Here is a 15,393-nt window from a genome sequence, read left to right on the forward strand (position 1 = left end):
CATCATTATACCTAGGTCTTCTCTGGAAAAATACTTAGGAATAATTTATGTAAAACAGGTTGTCGTCTTCATGATTTAAACGCAGTACATATATATACTCTATAATAAATACAGGGAGTATCACGAGACGTCTGGATAAGAGGAATAACCAGAATAAATTGGTAAGGAATAAAGACACTTATTTCTATTGAGAAAAAACATTCATCCTGATGTGATTAGTATCAATGAAATAATGTGCTTGTATGGTTGATAAAAAATGCATCACTAAAGAAAAAACAGTATGAATAAGAATATACGAATTTTACAATTTCTGGTCAGTATACTTTATTCTGTGCAGTCTCATTTTTCTGGTGCGCAAACAATACAACTGAATGGTAATGGTATACCTGAAAGTATAACCAGGAGTATTACAGGTGTTGATGGAAACGCGGCGCTTAATATCAGCGTGCCGTATAAAACAAGTTATACTCAAAATATACTATCTGTTGAAAGCAGTATTAACATCAAAGGAGGAACAAGCAATACATCAATCGGTGGTGCAGGTGTCTACGGTGAAAACTTTACGCTAAATAATAATGGTAGTGTTTGGGGAGGAGATGGATATAATGGTGGAATTGCTGTTAGTGGCAACAAAATATCTATAAACAATTACAGAAATGTATATGGGGGTAATGGTCTTGGTGGCTCAGGAAGTAGCGGAGGTGCAGGGTTAAGCGGGGATGATATTATAGTTGATAATTACAGAAGTATATACGGAGGTGATGATGTAGGTGGGACAGGTGGTTCCGGTGTAACCGGTAGCAATATTACAGTGCATAATTCCGGAGGAATATTGGGCGGTAATGGCGTAAACGGTGGTGATGGTATTAATGGTAGTAATCTTTTCATTACTAACGACAACATGATATCTGGAGGATATGGAATAAAACAAGGGGGAGATGCTATTTCTGGAAATCAAATCACTTTGAATAATAACGGTATTGTTCAGGGGGGGTATGGCCCCGACGGTGGTTGCTCTGTTTATGGAGAAGATATCCATATTAATAATCATGGTAATCTTTCAGGATTATATAATAGCCAAAAAGATGCTTATAATACATCAATAATTTTTTCTGGCGGGTATAATTCATTAGATATTTATTCAGATTCTGTGATTAATGGTGATATTAAACTAGCTAGTATACCTGTTAATGGTACAAATGAATTAATTATTAAAAACATCAATAACGCAACAGCAATTAATGGTGGGCTAATGATTGGGAATGGCTCATCTGTTTATCTGTCAGGCAAGAACTCCATTTTTAACGGAAATATAAGTATTGATGAAGACGCATCTATGAACCTGTCTGTAGGAAATGCTAATGTTCACGCAAATACTATTACATTAAAAAGTGATTCATGGCTTAATATAGACACATCAATTAAGAACTGGACTCAGGACTATTACACATTATTGTCGTCAGACACAGGTATCTCGATCGCTGATAATAGTCACATTGTACAATACAATGTATTACTGACAGAAGGTGCTGAAAGTTATGTTTATACGTCTTTAAATGACGACGATAACAAACTGATATCCATGCTGAGATGGAATAATACAAAAGGGATGGGATATGGAACCTTTAATATAGAAAAAGATGCCACTCTGAACATAGGCGTTTCTCTTTCCGATAATCTTTCACCTTTATTATATGATGGCTGGGACGGCAAAAGTCTGACAAAATCAGGTAATGGTACTCTTATACTTTCTGCAACAAACAATTATACAGGAAATACAGAGGTTAAATCTGGCGTATTAATTCTTGCTGCACCTGATGCTCTTGGTCGGACTGAGTATTTATATTTATCCCGTGGCGCAGAACTGGATATGAATGGGTATCCTCAGACAATAAGCAAACTACTGACGGCTGCAGGCTCTGTGCTGAACATTCATGGCGGAAGTCTGATACTGAATAATGGAGGAGAATCTGCAGGTACTATTGCAGGGGATGGTTCTCTGAACATAAATGGGGGAATGCTTGATATAACGGGTAATAATCGTAATTTTTCCGGTGTTTTTACCGTGAATAAGGGGGCTCATTTGGCTGTATCCACGGCTGATAATCTGGGGACAGCCTTTGTTGATAACTATGGCACATTAACTCTGAACAGTACATCAGCATGGCAGCTTACCAACAATATCAGTGGTTATGGTAATGTTCGCAAGACGGGAGCAGGTGCACTGAACATTAGCGATAACGCAAAATGGACCGGGATGACAGATATTATTCAGGGGACAGTGATACTGGGGAACGCAGATTCACCGGTGATGCTCGGCAGTAACCAGGTCATTGTTGAAGAGCAGGGCAAACTCTCCGGGTTTGGGGGCGTTGCAGGAAATCTGAGCAATAGTGGTATAGTCGATCTCACTACATATATGCCGGGTAATATACTGACTGTCGGAGGGAATTACACTGGCAGAAATGGACTTATTCTCCTCCAGACAGAAACAGGTGGTGACAATTCGAAAACAGATCGTCTGGTGATTAAAGGTAATGCCAGTGGCCGTACCCGTGTCGCTGTTACTCAGGCCGGTGGTACTGGTGCAGAGACACTTAATGGGATTGAAGTGATTCACGTCAGTGGCAATGCTGATAATGCTGAATTCATTCAGACGGAACGTATTACAGCCGGAGCTTATGATTACATACTGAAACGTGGTCAGGGGATTAACAGCACTAACTGGTATCTGATTAGCAGAAAAGACATTCCTGTACCACAACCTGAAGCTGTACCGGAAAGCCATGATAATAATTTGCGTCCTGAGGCAGGTAGCTATGTTGCCAGTATTGCTGCTGCAAATAATCTGTTTGTAACGAATCTGTATGAACGACAGGGACAGGAGTTGTATATCAGCCACATGACAGGAGAAGAAAATGAAGCAGGTATCTGGATGTATAATAAAGGAAAACATAATCGCTGGCGTGACAACAGTAGTCAGCTGAGAACCCGGGGGAATAGCTACGTTGTGTTAATAGGGGGAGATATAGCTCAGTGGAGCCTGAATGGTACCGATCGCTGGCATACAGGTATGATGGCTGGCTATGGTCATAATAATAACAGTACGAATGCCCTGAGCACCGGATACCATTCGGAAGGAAGAATGAATGGATACACAGCGGGTCTTTATGCAACATGGTATGCCAATGATGAAACACACAATGGTTCTTATCTTGATAGCTGGCTGCAATACAGCTGGTTTGATAATCATATAAATGGAGAACGGCTGCCTGCTGAGTCATGGAAGTCAAAAGGGTTTACGGTATCTCTGGAAGCAGGATATTCATGGAAGGCTGGAGAGTTTACCGACAATTACAAGGGAAGTCATGAATGGTATGTTCAGCCGCAGCTTCAGGTTGTCCGGATGAATGTAAAATCAGACAAATATCATGAAAGTAACGGAACCAGTATTGAAAATACCGGTAACGGAAATATTCTCACCCGCCTGGGAGCAAGAACATGGCTTACCAGCAAAAACGGTAAAAATACGCGGTATGCGGTTCCGTTCAGACCATTTGTGGAGGCACACTGGTTGCACAATAGTCGTGTTTTCGGCACCAGTATGAATGGTGTAAGTATATACCAGGATGGTGCGCGTGATATCGGAGAAATAAATGGTGGTGTTGTGGGAATGATAACACCAGAAGTAGCATTCCGGGCTGATGCAGGCATTCAACTTGGAGAACATGGATACCATAATACATCTGCCATGTTGAGTGTGGAATATCGTTTCTGATGTGTCGGTAATGACTCCAACTTATTGATAGTGTTTTATGTTCAGATAATGCCCGATGACTTTGTCATGCAGCTCCACCGATTTTGAGAACGACAGCGACTTCCGTCCCAGCCGTGCCAGGTGCTGCCTCAGATTCAGGTTATGCCGCTCAATTCGCTGCGTATATCGCTTGCTGATTACGTGCAGCTTTCCCTTCAGGCGGGATTCATACAGCGGCCAGCCATCCGTCATCCATATCACCACGTCAAAGGGTGACAGCAGGCTCATAAGACGCCCCAGCATCGCCATAGTGCGTTCACCGAATACGTGCGCAACAACCGTCTTCCGGAGCCTGTCATACGCGTAAAACAGCCAGCGCTGGCGCGATTTAGCCCCGACATAGCCCCACTGTTCGTCCATTTCCGCGCAGACGATGACGTCACTGCCCGGCTGTATGCGCGAGGTTACCGACTGCGGCCTGAGTTTTTTAAGTGACGTAAAATCGTGTTGAGGCCAACGCCCATAATGCGGGCTGTTGCCCGGCATCCAACGCCATTCATGGCCATATCAATGATTTTCTGGTGCGTACCGGGTTGAGAAGCGGTGTAAGTGAACTGCAGTTGCCATGTTTTACGGCAGTGAGAGCAGAGATAGCGCTGATGTCCGGCGGTGCTTTTGCCGTTACGCACCACCCCGTCAGTAGCTGAACAGGAGGGACAGCTGATAGAAACAGAAGCCACTGGAGCACCTCAAAAACACCATCATACACTAAATCAGTAAGTTGGCAGCATCACCCGTTCATTTTCTGAGCCTGTAAAACATGTGGTGATATAGTCTGAGAGCATAAAAGTTGAGATTCTGTGTATCAAGTCCTGTCTTGGCACCGAATGAATATTGCTTACGAAGACCCTTCATGCTTTCCTTGAGAACAATAATTTTATCTTTATGTGAATCTCATTTTTTATAATGATGTCAGATGATTGAAATGCTAAATTATATCTGAATCAACTTTTCCTTTGCTAAAGGTATAGAAATAACTGCAAGGCTGTATTTTGTAATTGCCAATTTAAAAATGTCAATTTGTTTTTAATTATGTTTTTGTAATAAGTTTGAAGACACAAAAAAATAATATAATAACAAAAATCCTCCAGCCTTGTAGGCCAGAGGATAAAATACTTAATTGAGGAAAACATCAGGGAAAAGTATTTCTGACTTAACTTTCCCGGCTGGAGAGTGAATCAATGTAATCAGCGTACCATTGCATCATTTCACGGCGGCCATCGAGATACAGGGCATGATTATAGGTACCCCTGATGGAATTTTTATCCACATGAGCTAACTGCATTTCAATCCAGGCGGAGTTAAAGCCTTGTTCATGCAGAATTGTACTCATGGTGTGTCTGAAACCATGCCCTGTGAGTCTTCCCTTATATCCAAGTAATTCAATTACTTGGTTAATGCTTTCCTTACTAATTGGTTTGCGGGGATCATTTCTACCGATAAAGACTAGGGGATGATGTTTTGAGATTGGTTCAAGCTGCTTAAATAGCATAATAACCTGCTCAGAGAGCGGCACAATATGAGGTCGCTTCATCTTCATTACTTCTGCCGGGATCTCCCACAATTTTGTCTCAAAATCGATATCTTCCCAGCGTGCAAAACGCAGTTCTTGTGTTCGTACGCCGGTTAACATAATGATCTGAGTAGCTGTCTTAGTGATTATACTTCCGGTATAACCCGCCAGATCGTTGAGGAAGTGGGGAAGTTCATTAGCAGTAAGAAAGGGAAAATGTACTTTTTTCGGTGTAGCTAAAGCCCTGGCAAGATCGGGGGCTGGGTTATAGTCTGCCCGGCCAGTAACAATTGCATAGCGGAACACCTCACCACAGCGCTGGCGTACCTTGCGCATTTTCTCCAGAGCTCCACGTTTTTCCATTTTACGCAGTGCTTCCAGTAACTCCATTGGTTTGATTTCGGCAATAGGGCGCTTGCCAATGTAGGGAAAAATGTCTTTTTCAAAGGTATCAATGATTTCATCACGATAGCGTAATGACCACCGATCGGCTTTTGACTGGTGCCATTCGCGAGCAATAGCCTCGAACGTATTTTTCAGACTTATTTGCTGCGCGATTTTTTCTTCCTTTTTTGCCTCCCCTGGATCGCCTCCAGCAGCGAGGAGTTTCCTGGCTTCACTGCGTTTCTCGCGAGCATCGGCTAGCGTTACATCGGGGTATACGCCAATAGAAAGCATCTTTTCTTTACCAGCAAAGCGGTACTTCATGCGCCAGTATTTAGAACCATTAGTGTTAATCAGTAGATACATACCGCCGCCATCAGCAAGCTTATAGGGTTTGTCTTTGGGTTTTGCGGTTTTCACTTTGATATCGGTTAATGCCATGACATCCTCCGGCTTTTGATGAATTCATGTTCCTGAGGGGGATTTCTGCCAGTAACTAACCTGATACCCCCAATACACCCCTTGTATAACAAAGATGTTGTTAAAAGCCGTTGTTATGTATCACATTTTTCCTATTATGGGGGTGCTTGTATTTCAATAGGAAATAACACCCCCTAAAGTACCCCCAAAAGAAACTTGATACGGGGTGAAGTAGGTTGACCTCAGGATACAAATAAATACTGATATACAAGGGATTAGAAGAGATTTATTGACATTGGGAGAGTTCAGAAGAGGTAAACTGGCGGAAGATCACAGGAGTCGAACCTGCCCGGGACCGCTGGCGGCCCCAACTGGATTTGAAGTCCAGCCGCCTCACCGGAGACGACGATCTTCCGCGCCTCGATTGCTACATGGAGGCGGGGCGCATTATAGCTACTTCCTTGAGTTTCTACATCCCCCAGATCAGTTTTTTCCGCCTAATACATGCAGCGTATTATCACGAAAGCATTATATTTCATATAAAACCCATATTTTACAATGATATATGAGCGTAATTTACGCTACCACGATCACATAAAACAAGAATCATAAATTAATAACCAGATATCGGAATATTCGCTCTCACAGGGATGGTTTACAAAATGCGTTATCGGTCTCAGCACCCCTATAGCATCAAGGAAAAGCAGATGAAGAGTGAAGTGTTGTCCGTTAAAGAGAAAATTGGTTATGGCATGGGAGACGCCGCCAGCCACATTATTTTCGATAACGTAATGTTATATATGATGTTCTTTTATACCGATATTTTTGGCATTCCTGCCGGATTTGTCGGAACCATGTTTTTGGTCGCTCGTGCACTGGATGCGATTTCTGATCCTTGCATGGGGTTGTTGGCCGATCGAACGCGCTCTCGCTGGGGTAAATTTCGTCCGTGGGTACTGTTTGGCGCACTGCCATTCGGGATCGTCTGTGTACTGGCCTATAGCACGCCAGATCTCAGTATGAACGGAAAAATGATTTATGCAGCAATTACTTACACCCTACTTACCTTACTTTATACCGTCGTCAATATCCCTTACTGCGCATTGGGTGGTGTAATCACCAATGACCCGACTCAGCGTATCTCGCTGCAATCCTGGCGTTTTGTGCTGGCGACCGCGGGAGGCATGCTCTCTACTGTGCTGATGATGCCGCTGGTTAATTTAATTGGTGGTGATAATAAACCACTCGGTTTCCAGGGCGGTATCGCGGTCCTTTCCGTGGTGGCATTTATGATGCTGGCATTTTGTTTCTTCACCACTAAAGAACGCGTTGAAGCACCACCTACAACGACGTCTATGCGGGAAGATTTACGTGATATCTGGCAAAACGACCAGTGGCGTATTGTCGGTTTCCTGACCATTTTCAATATTCTGGCGGTGTGCGTACGCGGCGGGGCGATGATGTATTACGTCACATGGATTTTGGGTACGCCGGAAGTGTTTGTCGCTTTTCTTACCACTTATTGCGTGGGTAACCTGATTGGTTCCGCACTGGCGAAACCGCTGACCGACTGGAAATGTAAAGTCACTATCTTCTGGTGGACGAACGCCCTGCTGGCAGTGATTAGCCTGGCGATGTTCTTTGTTCCTATGCAGGCCAGCATCACCATGTTTGTCTTCATCTTCGTGATTGGTGTGTTGCATCAACTGGTGACACCTATCCAGTGGGTAATGATGTCCGATACCGTCGACTACGGCGAGTGGTGCAATGGTAAACGCCTTACCGGGATCAGTTTTGCTGGCACGTTGTTTGTGCTCAAACTGGGGTTGGCCTTCGGCGGCGCTCTTATCGGCTGGATGCTGGCTTATGGCGGATATGATGCGGCAGAAAAAGCGCAGAACAGCGCCACGATTAGCATCATTATCGCGCTATTCACGATTGTTCCGGCGATCTGTTACTTGCTGAGCGCGATTATCGCTAAACGCTACTACTCACTCACGACGCACAATCTGAAAACCGTTATGGAACAGCTGGCCCAGGGCAAACGCCGTTGCCAGCAACAATTCCCCTCTCAAGAAGTGCAGAACTAAGGAACGGCAATGAAAATTAGCGACGGAAACTGGCTGATTCAACCTGGCCTCAATTTGATTCACCCGCTTCAGGTGTTCGAGGTTGAACAGCAGGGTAATGAAATGGTGGTCTATGCTGCCCCCCGTGATGTGCGTGAACGTACCTGGCAGCTTGATACGCCTTTATTTACGCTGCGCTTTTTCTCCCCACAGGAAGGTATTGTCGGTGTACGGATTGAGCATTTTCAGGGGGCGCTGAATAACGGTCCTCATTACCCGCTCAATATTTTGCAGGACGTGAAGGTCACAATCGAAAACACAGAACGTTACGCTGAGTTTAAAAGTGGCAACTTAAGTGCGCGTGTCAGCAAAGGTGAGTTCTGGTCACTGGATTTTCTGTGCAACGGCGAACGTATTACCGGTAGTCAGGTGAAAAATAATGGCTACGTGCAGGACACGAATAATCAACGAAATTATATGTTTGAGCGGCTGGATCTTGGCGTTGGCGAAACAGTTTACGGTCTGGGAGAGCGCTTTACTGCCCTGGTGCGCAATGGCCAGACGGTAGAGACCTGGAACCGGGACGGCGGCACAAGTACTGAACAGGCGTATAAAAATATCCCGTTCTATATGACTAACCGTGGTTATGGTGTACTGGTCAATCATCCCCAATGCGTCTCTTTTGAAGTGGGATCGGAGAAAGTCTCCAAAGTGCAGTTCAGCGTTGAGAGTGAATATCTCGAATACTTTGTTATCGACGGCCCGACGCCGAAAGCGGTACTTGATCGTTATACCCGTTTTACTGGTCGTCCGGCGCTGCCGCCCGCGTGGTCCTTCGGCCTGTGGCTAACCACTTCATTTACCACCAACTACGACGAAGCGACGGTAAACAGCTTTATCGATGGTATGGCGGAACGCAATCTGCCGCTGCATGTTTTCCACTTTGACTGTTTCTGGATGAAAGCCTTCCAGTGGTGCGATTTTGAGTGGGACCCGCTGACTTTCCCGGACCCGAAAGGGATGATCCGCCGCCTGAAAGCGAAAGGGCTGAAAATCTGCGTCTGGATTAACCCCTATATCGGGCAAAAATCCCCTGTCTTTAAAGAGTTACAAGAGAAAGGCTATTTACTCAAACGCCCGGACGGTTCGCTGTGGCAGTGGGATAAATGGCAGCCAGGTCTGGCGATTTATGACTTTACCAATCCGGATGCCTGCAAATGGTACGCCGACAAACTGAAAGGTCTGGTCGCGATGGGCGTTGATTGCTTTAAGACCGACTTTGGCGAACGTATTCCAACTGATGTTCAATGGTTTGACGGTTCCGATCCGCAGAAAATGCATAACCATTATGCGTACATCTACAACGAACTGGTGTGGAACGTGCTCAAGGAAACCGTTGGCGAGGAAGAAGCCGTCTTGTTTGCCCGCTCGGCCTCCGTCGGTGCGCAGAAATTCCCGGTACATTGGGGTGGCGACTGTTACGCTAACTACGAATCAATGGCGGAAAGCCTGCGCGGTGGTTTGTCTATTGGCCTTTCTGGTTTTGGCTTCTGGAGCCACGATATCGGCGGCTTTGAGAATACCGCTCCGGCGCACGTTTACAAACGCTGGTGCGCGTTTGGTTTGCTCTCCAGCCATAGCCGTTTACACGGCAGCAAATCTTATCGTGTGCCGTGGGCCTATGATGATGAGTCCTGTGATGTGGTGCGCTTCTTCACGCAACTGAAATGCCGCATGATGCCGTATCTGTATCGTGAGGCTGCTCGTGCGAACGCGCGGGGTACGCCGATGATGCGGGCCATGATGATGGAGTTTCCGGACGATCCGGCTTGTGATTACCTTGACCGTCAATACATGTTAGGCGACAACGTGATGGTTGCTCCGGTGTTCACTGAATCGGGCGATGTGCAGTTCTACTTGCCGGAAGGTCGCTGGACACACCTGTGGCACAACGATGAACTCGATGGTAGTCGCTGGCATAAACAGCAGCACGGCTTTCTGAGTCTGCCCGTTTATGTGCGTGATAACACCCTACTGGCGCTGGGCAACAACGAGCAACGTCCCGATTACGCGTGGCACGAAGGCACGGCATTCCAGCTCTTTAATCTGCAAGACGGGCATGAAGCCATCTGTGAAGTGCCCGCTGCCGATGGTTCCGTTCTTTTCACCCTGAAAGCGGCGCGTACTGGCAACACAATTACTGTGAATGGTGCGGGCGTGGCGAAGAACTGGACGCTGTGCTTGCGCAATGTTGTGAAAGTAAATGGTCTGCAAGGCGGTTCGCAGGCTGAAAGTGAGTTGGGGGTAGTGGTGATGCCAGCGGCTAACTTGCTGACAATCACGTTGTAATCTATTGAAGAAATGCCGGGTATGTCTGAGCGTACCCGGCGAAATTGACTTTTACTGCACCGGCTCCGTCGACGTAACTTCACCACTGGAAACTACGCCCGCATTCATGGTCTGGGTCACTTGCTGTTTCTCGGCGTTCACGGCATGCAATTGCCCGTTAACCGTGGGTTTCAGCGGGACATTGACCTGAATATCGCCACTGGCGGTAAGCTGAATATTGCCGTCGCCAGTCAACGGTAGTTCAGGCCATCCCCACTGTTGCAAAATATTCACCGGCACACCGCGTCCATTCAGGCTGATATGGGTCTGACGTTGTGGCGTTTGTGAAACACTGGCGGTGGCTTCCAGAATGCCTTTTTCAGTAAATGCACTCAGTTCGCTGATATTCACCGTGCTGCTGTTGGCAGTTAGCGCCAGCGACGGACGACGGACATCAACACGATTAAACGTTGCGGCGGCGGCATTCAGATTCGCCGAGCCACTCCAGACGCCCCATTTATGATCGGTAACCAGCGTCAGATTGGCACCGTAACCATCGAGCGCGGTGAGCTGCCACGGGAAGTCAGGGTCGATATCAATGATCAGATTGCGGCTGGCGCTAAATCTCTTCAGTTGCAGGCTGTTTAACCAACCGGGTGTCGTTTCCATCCACAACTGTTGCCAGTTTTTTGGCAAGGTATATTCCAGTCCGGCAATTGCCGCATCATCAAGGATCAACATTTTCCCGTCACGCAACCAGTTCCCTGACGTTCTGACCATGCCCCCTTCCCAGCGGCTGGTGAACTGGCGCAGTGCTACGCCCTGCGGGGAAAATTCCGCGTTTATAATCGGGTCAAATAAATGCAGCGAACCATAAATGAACTCGCTGGCGTTCATCGACAGTTTGCCTTCCTGTGTCTGCCAGTCATCTTTACTGAAGGTCATGTTGCGCAAGCTGAGATCGAGGTCGGTCACCGCCCAGTCCGGACCTTGCAGACGAGCGTCAATGACTTCCAGGCGACCAATCTGCAACGACGGGACAGAGCGTAATGGCGCAAAGAAGTCGGTTAGCGATTTTTCGCTTTGTAGACGGATATCCGCCAGCCGCAGATTTTCCACTTGCCAGCTGCCGTCGGCGTTACGCTGCGCGTTTCCGGTTAATGTCCCGCGGGCGATGTCGGCACCCAGGTTAGTCAGCGTAACGCGATCGTTATCAATACTGCCTTCAATGAGTACATTGGTGGCAGGAACATCATTGAGCGAAAGCGATCCGGCACTAAACTGAATCTGCGCCTTCGTACCCAGCACTTTACCGGCTTCTGGTGACCACGGAACCACGCCACCATTTACCCGCTGTGCGCTCAGTTTCCATTCGCTATTCGGGCTATTAAACGCCATATCACGCAGTTGCAGACGATCGGCTTTGAACGGTAGCGGCGCGGTCTGCTCGGTGAGATTCAGCGTCCCGTTTCCCAGTAGGATAGTATCGACATGGCGTGGTTCGGTCAGTTGGCGACTGCTTAGCGCAATGTCGACACTTTTTGCCACCAGGGTCGCGGGCTGACCATCACGACCAAACGTGACGTTCTCCAGCACGATATGAGATGGCGCGGAAAAACGGTGATCCATCGCCCCGAAGGCCAGATGATAGTCGCTATTCTCGGAAACCCATGCGCTGATATGTTCTGCTCCCCAGCGGGTTTGCAGAAGAAAATAGAGGCCAGCGATCGCCACTAACAGAGCGATGAGAATGTAGAGAAGCAGCTTCCCAATAAATTTCATGGTCTTCCATCCCGTGAAATGCACATAAGGGAGTTATGCACGATTTACGCGCAATCCTCAAGGCGGGAATGGTGAAAGAGGTGAGACTGCGGCGGTAATTATCTTACCGCCGTCAGTGAATTACTGTTTTTCTGGTGGGAAAATCAGATTCAGCACGATGGCAGTAATACCGCCCGCGGCGATCCCGGAGGAGAGCAGGTTTTTCAGCCATTCAGGGGCAAACTGCAAAATCAGCGGCTGCTGAGACACGCCCAGACCGACCGCCAGCGACAGCGCGATAATCAGAATCGCCCGACGGTTCAGCGGCTCACGAGAAACGATACGCACACCGGAGGCGGCGATGGTGCCAAACATTACAAGCGTTGCGCCGCCCAGAACCGGTTCTGGAATGTGTTGTACAAAACCGCTCACTGCCGGGAACAGACCCAGCACGATCAACATCAGCGCGACGACAAAACCGACATAGCGGCTGGCAACACCGGTCAACTGGATCACACCGTTGTTCTGCCCGAAGCAGGAGTTCGGGAAAGTGTTAAACACCGCCGAAACAAACGAGTTCAGACCGTTTGCCAGCACGCCGCCTTTCAGACGTTTCATGTATAGCGGACCGGATACAGGCTGTTCGGAAACGTCAGACGTCGCCGTGATATCGCCAATAGTTTCCAGCGAAGTGATCATAAAGACCAGCATCAGCGGCAGCAGCAGGCTCCATTCAATGCCAAGACCGTAATAGAGCGGGGTTGGCACCATAATCAGTTCTTGCGTCATCGGTTCGTTGCTTTCTGGCAACATGCCCATAAACCACGCCAGCGCATATCCGGCCGCCATCGCAATCACCAGTGAGGCCACGCGCAAATATGGGTTACGTTGACGGTTAAGCAGGATAATTAAGGCCAAGACCACGCCTGCCAGCAACAGATTTTTCGGTGCGCCGAAGGTGTTATCGCTCATGGCTGCGTAACCGCCGCCAATGGATGTTAGCCCAACCTGAATTAGCGACAGGCCGATAATCATCACCACAACGCCAGAAACCAGCGGCGTAATAATGCGGCGCGCCAGATGCAGAACACGGGAGATCACCATCTCGGTGCAACTTGCCAGCATCAACGTGCCGAACAAAGCCGCCATCATGGTAGGAACATCAGCACCACCGGTCTTCAGCGCTGTGCCGCCCATAATCAGCGGGGCAACAAAGTTGAAGCTGGTGCCCTGAATAGACAACAGCCCGGAGCCAACCGGACCCCAGGCCTTAATTTGAATAATCGACGCCACACCGGAGGCAAACAGCGACATACTAATAATGTGTTGCGTGTCTTGTGCCGGTAAACCCAGCGCCTGGCAGATTAATAGCGCTGGCGTGATCACCGCAACGAACATCGCCAGCAGATGCTGACAGGCGGCAAACAGAGTTTGAGGAAGCGGCGGACGATCTTCAAGACGGTAAATCAGTTCGCTGTTTTGAGTCTGCGCAACCGGTTGCGCATTTTCTGACTCGAGGGTGGAAACAGACATCGAAAACAATCCCGTGGTAGCAAAGCGGGCATTTTAGCTGACCGAAAGAGAAAAGCAAACGTTTGCCACGGCCTCTGCTAAATATTTAAATGAGATAAATGCACTTTTTTATATAACTTTTGGTATTTTTCTGCTTAAAATCCATGCCATTTGTTCATTAACAGCTGAGAATTTGACCCAGGAAAGCATGACTCGATACCCGTCATATTTCATGAAGGTGCCACTGCGCGATGAAGTATGACGAGTATGAAAGAGTGATGCGGATACAAAGGAGTAACTATGTTTCATCTCGATACTTTAGCAACGCTTGTTGCCGCAACGCTGACGTTGCTGCTCGGGCGTAAGTTGGTCCATTCCGTCTCCTTTTTGAAGAAATACACCATACCGGAACCTGTTGCGGGTGGTTTGTTGGTGGCGCTGGCGCTACTGGTACTGAAAAAAAGCATGGGCTGGGAAGTCAACTTTGATATGTCCCTGCGCGATCCGTTAATGCTGGCTTTCTTCGCCACCATTGGCCTGAACGCCAACATTGCCAGTCTGCGCGCTGGTGGGCGTGTGGTTGGTATTTTCCTGATTGTGGTTGTTGGCCTATTGGTGATGCAAAATGCCATTGGCATTGGTATGGCTAGCCTGTTAGGGCTTGATCCACTGATGGGGCTGCTGGCTGGTTCTATTACGCTTTCCGGCGGTCACGGTACGGGTGCTGCCTGGAGTAAATTGTTCATTGAACGTTATGGCTTCACCAATGCGACGGAAGTGGCGATGGCCTGTGCAACGTTCGGTTTGGTGCTGGGCGGCTTGATTGGCGGTCCGGTAGCGCGCTATCTGGTGAAACACTCCACCACGCCGAACGGTATTCCGGATGACCAGGAAGTCCCGACAGCGTTCGAAAAGCCGGATGTGGGCCGCATGATCACCTCGCTGGTGCTGATTGAAACTATCGCGCTGATTGCTATCTGCCTGACGGTGGGGAAAATTGTTGCGCAACTTTTGGCTGGCACTGCTTTTGAACTGCCGACCTTCGTCTGTGTACTGTTTGTTGGCGTGATTCTGAGCAACGGTCTGTCAATGATGGGCTTTTACCGCGTCTTTGAGCGTGCGGTATCCGTGCTTGGTAACGTAAGCCTGTCGTTGTTCCTGGCGATGGCGCTGATGGGGCTGAAACTATGGGAGCTGGCTTCGCTGGCGCTGCCGATGCTGGCGATTCTGGTGGTACAGACCATCTTCATGGCGTTGTATGCCATTTTCGTCACCTGGCGCATGATGGGTAAAAACTACGATGCGGCAGTGCTGGCAGCGGGTCACTGTGGTTTTGGCCTTGGTGCAACGCCAACGGCAATCGCCAATATGCAGGCGATCACCGAACGCTTTGGCCCGTCGCACATGGCGTTCCTGGTCGTGCCGATGGTTGGTGCGTTCTTTATTGATATCGTTAACGCGCTGGTGATTAAGCTGTATTTAATGTTGCCGATTTTTGCGGGTTAACCGATGAAGCGGCGGTAGAAGTGCCGCCGCAACAAAGACAAATGTCTGATATGCTTCGCTTATCATGCCTGCGCATTGATTCA

At 47.9% G+C, this 15,393-nt stretch carries 8 protein-coding genes and 1 tRNA gene; 4 read left to right on the forward strand and 5 right to left on the reverse strand.

Going from position 1 to position 15,393, the window contains the following annotated elements:
* The first annotated feature begins 280 nt into the window (after nt 1-280).
* Nucleotides 281-3,778, forward strand: coding sequence for an autotransporter outer membrane beta-barrel domain-containing protein (locus FQ015_RS22640; RefSeq protein ID WP_001360336.1), 3,498 nt, complete (start codon nt 281-283; stop codon nt 3,776-3,778).
* A 21-nt stretch (nt 3,779-3,799) separates the two neighbouring features.
* Here the strand turns inward: FQ015_RS22640 and FQ015_RS22645 are convergent.
* The 3 genes from FQ015_RS22645 to FQ015_RS22655 form a co-directional block, all read right to left on the reverse strand.
* Nucleotides 3,800-4,497 (reverse strand): IS1-like element IS1A family transposase gene (locus FQ015_RS22645; protein ID WP_227903332.1). Its coding sequence is split into 2 segments (ribosomal slippage): nt 3,800-4,248 and nt 4,248-4,497, totalling 699 coding nucleotides; the frame shifts between segments, so codons are not numbered across the junction.
* Nucleotides 4,498-4,970: 473 nt separating this feature from the next.
* The gene (locus FQ015_RS22650) at nt 4,971-6,155 is read right to left on the reverse strand and encodes a tyrosine-type recombinase/integrase (RefSeq protein ID WP_160524534.1); all 1,185 of its coding nucleotides are present in this window, start codon (nt 6,153-6,155) and stop codon (nt 4,971-4,973) included.
* A gap of 299 nt (nt 6,156-6,454) precedes the next feature.
* Nucleotides 6,455-6,549 (reverse strand) — tRNA-Sec (locus FQ015_RS22655).
* A gap of 292 nt (nt 6,550-6,841) precedes the next feature.
* On the opposite strand from FQ015_RS22655, the gene FQ015_RS22660 reads away from it, so the two are divergent.
* On the forward strand, nt 6,842-8,224 hold the full coding sequence (locus FQ015_RS22660) for a glycoside-pentoside-hexuronide family transporter (RefSeq protein ID WP_160524535.1): 1,383 nt from the start codon (nt 6,842-6,844) through the stop codon (nt 8,222-8,224).
* A 9-nt stretch (nt 8,225-8,233) separates the two neighbouring features.
* Complete coding sequence (yicI, locus tag FQ015_RS22665) at nt 8,234-10,552, forward strand: alpha-xylosidase (RefSeq protein ID WP_160524536.1); 2,319 nt, start codon at nt 8,234-8,236, stop codon at nt 10,550-10,552.
* Between the two features lie 51 nt (nt 10,553-10,603).
* Here yicI and FQ015_RS22670 read toward each other — a convergent pair whose 3' ends face one another.
* Together FQ015_RS22670 and xanP are read right to left on the reverse strand one after the other, a co-directional pair.
* The gene (locus tag FQ015_RS22670; protein ID WP_160524537.1) at nt 10,604-12,313 is read right to left on the reverse strand and encodes an AsmA family protein; all 1,710 of its coding nucleotides are present in this window, start codon (nt 12,311-12,313) and stop codon (nt 10,604-10,606) included.
* Between the two features lie 120 nt (nt 12,314-12,433).
* Nucleotides 12,434-13,825: a xanthine/proton symporter XanP gene (gene xanP / locus FQ015_RS22675; protein ID WP_001295238.1), complete on the reverse strand. Its 1,392-nt coding sequence runs from the start codon at nt 13,823-13,825 to the stop codon at nt 12,434-12,436.
* A 279-nt stretch (nt 13,826-14,104) separates the two neighbouring features.
* On the opposite strand from xanP, the gene gltS reads away from it, so the two are divergent.
* Entirely contained in the window at nt 14,105-15,310 is a 1,206-nt protein-coding gene (gene gltS / locus FQ015_RS22680; protein ID WP_000468836.1) for a sodium/glutamate symporter, read from the forward strand.
* The last annotated feature ends 83 nt before the right edge of the window (nt 15,311-15,393 follow it).

The sequence above is a fragment of the Escherichia sp. HH26CH genome (assembly GCF_009820205.1).
Classification (GTDB): domain Bacteria; phylum Pseudomonadota; class Gammaproteobacteria; order Enterobacterales; family Enterobacteriaceae; genus Escherichia; species Escherichia coli_F.

Coding starts and splice junctions, on each gene's coding strand:
- FQ015_RS22670 (WP_160524537.1), bottom strand. CDS start 12,313: ATGAAATTTATTGGGAAGCTGCTTCTCTACATTCTCATCGCTCTGTTA.
- FQ015_RS22640 (WP_001360336.1), top strand. CDS start 281: ATGAATAAGAATATACGAATTTTACAATTTCTGGTCAGTATACTTTAT.
- yicI (WP_160524536.1), top strand. CDS start 8,234: ATGAAAATTAGCGACGGAAACTGGCTGATTCAACCTGGCCTCAATTTG.
- gltS (WP_000468836.1), top strand. CDS start 14,105: ATGTTTCATCTCGATACTTTAGCAACGCTTGTTGCCGCAACGCTGACG.
- FQ015_RS22660 (WP_160524535.1), top strand. CDS start 6,842: ATGAAGAGTGAAGTGTTGTCCGTTAAAGAGAAAATTGGTTATGGCATG.
- FQ015_RS22650 (WP_160524534.1), bottom strand. CDS start 6,155: ATGGCATTAACCGATATCAAAGTGAAAACCGCAAAACCCAAAGACAAA.
- xanP (WP_001295238.1), bottom strand. CDS start 13,825: ATGTCTGTTTCCACCCTCGAGTCAGAAAATGCGCAACCGGTTGCGCAG.